Annotated in this window: 3 tRNA genes and 3 rRNA genes; all 6 read left to right on the forward strand. The window is 53.3% G+C overall.

What is annotated here, in order from left to right:
• Window positions 1-393 precede the first annotated feature (393 nt).
• The 6 genes from ACR0JB_RS21670 to ACR0JB_RS21695 all read left to right on the forward strand — a co-directional run bounded on the left by ACR0JB_RS21670 (window position 394) and on the right by ACR0JB_RS21695 (window position 5,993).
• Window positions 394-1,855: ribosomal RNA gene (locus ACR0JB_RS21670) — 16S ribosomal RNA — on the forward strand.
• A gap of 229 nt (window positions 1,856-2,084) precedes the next feature.
• Window positions 2,085-2,161: transfer RNA gene (locus tag ACR0JB_RS21675), tRNA-Ile, on the forward strand.
• Window positions 2,162-2,192: 31 nt separating this feature from the next.
• Window positions 2,193-2,268, forward strand: a tRNA-Ala gene (locus ACR0JB_RS21680).
• Window positions 2,269-2,688: 420 nt separating this feature from the next.
• Window positions 2,689-5,521, forward strand: a 23S ribosomal RNA gene (locus ACR0JB_RS21685).
• Between the two features lie 229 nt (window positions 5,522-5,750).
• Window positions 5,751-5,865: ribosomal RNA gene (gene rrf, locus ACR0JB_RS21690) — 5S ribosomal RNA — on the forward strand.
• The 16S, 23S and 5S rRNA genes sit together here with 3 tRNA genes alongside, the layout of an rRNA operon.
• Window positions 5,866-5,916: 51 nt before the next feature.
• A tRNA-Met gene (locus ACR0JB_RS21695) sits at window positions 5,917-5,993 on the forward strand.

The following is a 5,993-nucleotide window of genomic DNA, read 5'->3' on the forward strand; positions in this document are numbered from 1 at the left end:
CCCCTTCACCGGCGCTGCTGAGGCGGTGTTGGGACGCTGGAGACGGCGGAGACGCTCAGGAGAGACTGGGGGCATCTTGAGGGATTTGTTAGGCGGGCGCGCTGATGTTATTGGCGCAACGGTCTGGTTTTTGGCTCTGGGTGTTATGTTCTTTGACATTGATGGATAACTGAAGAGATATGTGGGCGGTTTGGTTCGTTTCGACGGATTGAATGTCTGTATATCGCGCTGGTAGGGCTTCTGCTCGATGATCCAGTGTCAGCTTCACTGTTTGAGTGGTTCACTGATTTCTTAGGAAGTCTGTGTACATCAAACAGAAGACTTCATCAGGATTAGCCTCCTGATGAGATGTGCAGAGGTTCGAACGTCAAGGATAGCGCAGCAATGTGCTTTCAACTTGAGAGTTTGATCCTGGCTCAGAACGAACGCTGGCGGCAGGCCTAACACATGCAAGTCGAGCGCGCCCTTCGGGGTGAGCGGCGGACGGGTTAGTAACGCGTGGGAATATGCCCAATGGTACGGAATAGCCTCTGGAAACGGAGAGTAATACCGTATGAGCCCTTCGGGGGAAAGATTTATCGCCATTGGATTAGCCCGCGTTAGATTAGGTAGTTGGTGGGGTAATGGCCTACCAAGCCTACGATCTATAGCTGGTTTTAGAGGATGATCAGCAACACTGGGACTGAGACACGGCCCAGACTCCTACGGGAGGCAGCAGTGGGGAATCTTGGACAATGGGGGCAACCCTGATCCAGCCATGCCGCGTGAGTGATGAAGGCCTTAGGGTCGTAAAGCTCTTTCGCCTGTGAAGATAATGACGGTAGCAGGTAAAGAAACCCCGGCTAACTCCGTGCCAGCAGCCGCGGTAATACGGAGGGGGTTAGCGTTGTTCGGAATTACTGGGCGTAAAGCGCACGTAGGCGGATCGGAAAGTTGGGGGTGAAATCCCGGGGCTCAACCCCGGAACTGCCTCCAAAACTATCGGTCTAGAGTTCGAGAGAGGTGAGTGGAATTCCAAGTGTAGAGGTGAAATTCGTAGATATTTGGAGGAACACCAGTGGCGAAGGCGGCTCACTGGCTCGATACTGACGCTGAGGTGCGAAAGTGTGGGGAGCAAACAGGATTAGATACCCTGGTAGTCCACACCGTAAACGATGAATGCCAGTCGTCGGGTAGCATGCTATTCGGTGACACACCTAACGGATTAAGCATTCCGCCTGGGGAGTACGGTCGCAAGATTAAAACTCAAAGGAATTGACGGGGGCCCGCACAAGCGGTGGAGCATGTGGTTTAATTCGAAGCAACGCGCAGAACCTTACCAACCCTTGACATCCTAGGACCGGCCCAGAGATGGGTCTTTCACTTCGGTGACCTAGTGACAGGTGCTGCATGGCTGTCGTCAGCTCGTGTCGTGAGATGTTCGGTTAAGTCCGGCAACGAGCGCAACCCACATCCTTAGTTGCCAGCAGTTCGGCTGGGCACTCTAGGGAAACTGCCCGTGATAAGCGGGAGGAAGGTGTGGATGACGTCAAGTCCTCATGGCCCTTACGGGTTGGGCTACACACGTGCTACAATGGCAGTGACAATGGGTTAATCCCAAAAAACTGTCTCAGTTCGGATTGGGGTCTGCAACTCGACCCCATGAAGTCGGAATCGCTAGTAATCGCGTAACAGCATGACGCGGTGAATACGTTCCCGGGCCTTGTACACACCGCCCGTCACACCATGGGAGTTGGTTCTACCCGACGGCCGTGCGCTAACCTTTTGGGGGCAGCGGACCACGGTAGGATCAGCGACTGGGGTGAAGTCGTAACAAGGTAGCCGTAGGGGAACCTGCGGCTGGATCACCTCCTTTCTAAGGATGTATCTAGTTAGATTTGTTCGCAAATCTCGTGATACACTTAGCAGAAGATCAACAAACAAAGTTGATCAAACTCATGGACCGAGCCGTCCTCATATCTCTTCAGAACACATCAGGCCTGCACGCTGTGAGGTCTGGCCCTCTCGGCAGCTTTTGCGAGCAAAAGCGCCTGTCGGGCAACGTCGATTTTGCAGCTTTTAAAAAGAGCCGAGCAAAATCAACTGGGTCGGTAGCTCAGGTGGTTAGAGCGCACGCCTGATAAGCGTGAGGTCGGAGGTTCAAGTCCTCCTCGACCCACCAAGCCATTTGCGGAGCAAAGGGCGGTTTTTATGGGGCCTTAGCTCAGCTGGGAGAGCGCCTGATTTGCATTCAGGAGGTCAGGAGTTCGATCCTCCTAGGCTCCACCATTTACCTTTCGATCAGATCGTTAAGCACCTTTGGGTTCTTAACCGTCCGATTGGACGCAGCTTCTTCGGAGGCTTTGACATCGTATAGAGAGAAATCAATCAACACTGTTTGATCGCGCCGAGTGTGGCGTTGATCTCAGTTGGTCCTCTTCGGAGGAGGTTTGATTAGGGATGTTTCCTCGTCCCTCTTTGAATATCCCGGCTGAAACGAACAGAGTTGTCCAAGTCAAGTACACTAACCCGCATGATCTGACGATCATGCATTGTCTTCCATTCTCCATGTGGGGCCGACCGACATCGGCAGCATGGGTTCCAGGATGGAAGGCGGGAAAGTATGCTTTTGGTTCAGAAACAGAGGCGGCCTTTAGTTACCAGCTGGGCCTGCCGTGAAGGACTTCGTGTCTTTCTCTTTCTGGATCAAATCAAGCGCGAGAAGGGCGTTTGGTGAATGCCTTGGCAGCAAGAGGCGATGAAAGACGTGATACTCTGCGATAAGCCATGGGGAGCTGAGAATAAGCTTTGATCCATGGATTTCTGAATGGGGCAACCCACCTGAAAGCTTCATATTGTTATCTCTGATAATCAATATGTTGCTTAAACAGGTACTTAAGACCTGAATACATAGGGTTTTAAGAGCAAACCCGGGGAACTGAAACATCTAAGTACCCGGAGGAAAGGAAATCAATTGATACTCCCCTAGTAGCGGCGAGCGAACGGGGACCAGCCGAGCCAGATAAGTGACTAGAACATGTTGGGAAGCATGGCCATAGCGGGTGACAGCCCCGTATAGGAAGCTTTGATGGACGTATTAAGTAGGGCGGAACACGTGAAATTCTGTCTGAAGATCGGAGGACCACCTTCGAAGGCTAAGTACTCCTTGCTGACCGATAGCGAACCAGTACCGTGAGGGAAAGGTGAAAAGCACCCCGACGAGGGGAGTGAAACAGTACCTGAAACCGAACGCCTACAATCAGTCGGAGGCTCCTTGCGAGCTGACGGCGTACCTTTTGTATAATGGGTCATCGACTTGGTCTCACGAGCAAGCTTAAGCCGTTAGGTGTAGGCGTAGCGAAAGCGAGTCTTAATAGGGCGCATGAGTTCGTGGGATCAGACCCGAAACCGAGTGATCTAGGCATGGCCAGGTTGAAGGTAAGGTAACACTTACTGGAGGACCGAACCCACATCCGTTGAAAAGGATCGGGATGAGCTGTGCCTAGGGGTGAAAGGCCAATCAAACTCGGAGATAGCTGGTTCTCTGCGAAATCTATTTAGGTAGAGCGTCATCCGAATACCCCGGGGGGTAGAGCACTGGATGGGTAATGGGGCCCCACAGGCTTACTGATCCTAACCAAACTCCGAATACCCGGGAGTACTAGATGGCAGACACACTGCGGATGCTAACGTCCGTAGTGGAGAGGGAAACAACCCTGACCTACAGCTAAGGCCCCCAATTCATGGCTAAGTGGGAAAGCAGGTGGGACGACCAAAACAACCAGGAGGTTGGCTTAGAAGCAGCCATCCTTTAAAGATAGCGTAACAGCTCACTGGTCTAAATAAGTTGTCCTGCGGCGAAGATGTAACGGGGCTCAAGCCATGAGCCGAAGCTTAGGATGCCGTAAGGCATGGTAGCAGAGCGTAGTGTGACATAGTTCCTATCCTCTTTAGCGTCCTTCGGGGCGCCTTGGAGGATATTTGGAGCTTTCGATGAAGCCGGCCTGTGAGGGATCCGGTGGAGAGATCACTAGTGAGAATGATGACATGAGTAGCGACAAAGAGTGTGAGAGACACTCTCGCCGAAAGTCCAAGGGTTCCTGCTTAAAGCTAATCTGAGCAGGGTAAGCCGGCCCCTAAGCCGAGGCCGAAAGGCGTAGGCGATGGGAACCAGGTTAATATTCCTGGGCCGTGGAGTGGTGACGGATCTCAGGTGTAGTTCAATCTTATCGGATTGATTGGGCTGCTGAGAGGTTCCTGGAAATAGCCCTCCTATCAGACCGTACCCTAAACCGACACAGGTGGACTGGTAGAGAATACCAAGGCGCTTGAGAGAACGATGTTGAAGGAACTCGGCAAAATACCTCCGTAAGTTCGCGAGAAGGAGGCCCGGTTCCTAGGCAACTAGGGGCTGGGGGCACAAACCAGGGGGTGGCGACTGTTTATTAAAAACACAGGGCTCTGCGAAGTCGCAAGACGACGTATAGGGTCTGACGCCTGCCCGGTGCCTGAAGGTTAAAAGGAGAGGTGAGAGCCTTGAATTGAAGCCCAGGTAAACGGCGGCCGTAACTATAACGGTCCTAAGGTAGCGAAATTCCTTGTCGGGTAAGTTCCGACCTGCACGAATGGCGTAACGACTTCCCCGCTGTCTCCAACATCGACTCAGCGAAATTGAATTGCCTGTCAAGATGCAGGCTTCCCGCGGTTAGACGGAAAGACCCCGTGCACCTTTACTACAGCTTCGCACTGGCATCAGGATTGTGATGTGCAGGATAGGTGGTAGGCTTTGAAGCGGAAACGCAAGTATCCGTGGAGCCTCCCTTGAGATACCACCCTTCGCACTCTTGATGTCTAACCGCGGTCCGTTATCCGGATCCGGGACCCTGCGTGGCGGGTAGTTTGACTGGGGCGGTCGCCTCCTAAAGCGTAACGGAGGCGCGCGAAGGTTGGCTCAGAGCGGTCGGAAATCGCTCGTTGAGTGCAATGGCAGAAGCCAGCCTGACTGCGAGACTGACAAGTCGAGCAGAGTCGAAAGACGGCCATAGTGATCCGGTGGTCCCGAGTGGAAGGGCCATCGCTCAACGGATAAAAGGTACGCCGGGGATAACAGGCTGATACTGCCCAAGAGTCCATATCGACGGCAGTGTTTGGCACCTCGATGTCGGCTCATCTCATCCTGGGGCTGGAGCAGGTCCCAAGGGTACGGCTGTTCGCCGTTTAAAGAGGTACGTGAGCTGGGTTTAGAACGTCGTGAGACAGTTCGGTCCCTATCTGCCGTGGGTGTAGGAGACTTGAGAGGAGTTGCCCCTAGTACGAGAGGACCGGGGTGAACGATCCACTGGTGGACCAGTTGTCGTGCCAACGGCAGTGCTGGGTAGCTATGATCGGACAGGATAACCGCTGAAGGCATCTAAGCGGGAAGCCCCCCTCAAAACAAGGTCTCCCTGAGGGCCGTGGAAGACCACCACGTCAATAGGCCGGAGATGTAAGCGCAGTAATGCGTTCAGTTGACCGGTACTAATCGCCCGATAGGCTTGATTTGATCCAGTAACAGAAAGACAAAGCTCACCGCCTCAAGTAGCGAAGCGGTAGGCGATCAAACAAGACCAAAAGCATACACCGACCTTGAGTTGGACAACGTTGATTGATGTGAAACCCCGTAAAGGGGTGACATAACAACCGAGTGGCAACGCGCCTTTGCACGCAAAGACGCTGCCTGCCACCCGTCGCTTTCTTGCTCAGCAAGAAAGTCGACATGGGCTTTTCCTCGGTTTGGTGGTCATAGCGCAAGTGAAACACCCGGTCCCATCCCGAACCCGGAAGTTAAGCACTGCCGCGCCAATGGTACTTGGGCTTAAGCCCCGGGAGAGTAGGTCACCGCCAAACCTAGTAAAAGCCCAAAACACCTCTCTAACGATGATACAAATCTGACACTGACGCGGGATGGAGCAGCCCGGTAGCTCGTCAGGCTCATAACCTGAAGGTCGTAGGTTCAAATCCTACTCCCGCAACCA

This window comes from Ruegeria sp. BI7 (assembly GCF_056537925.1).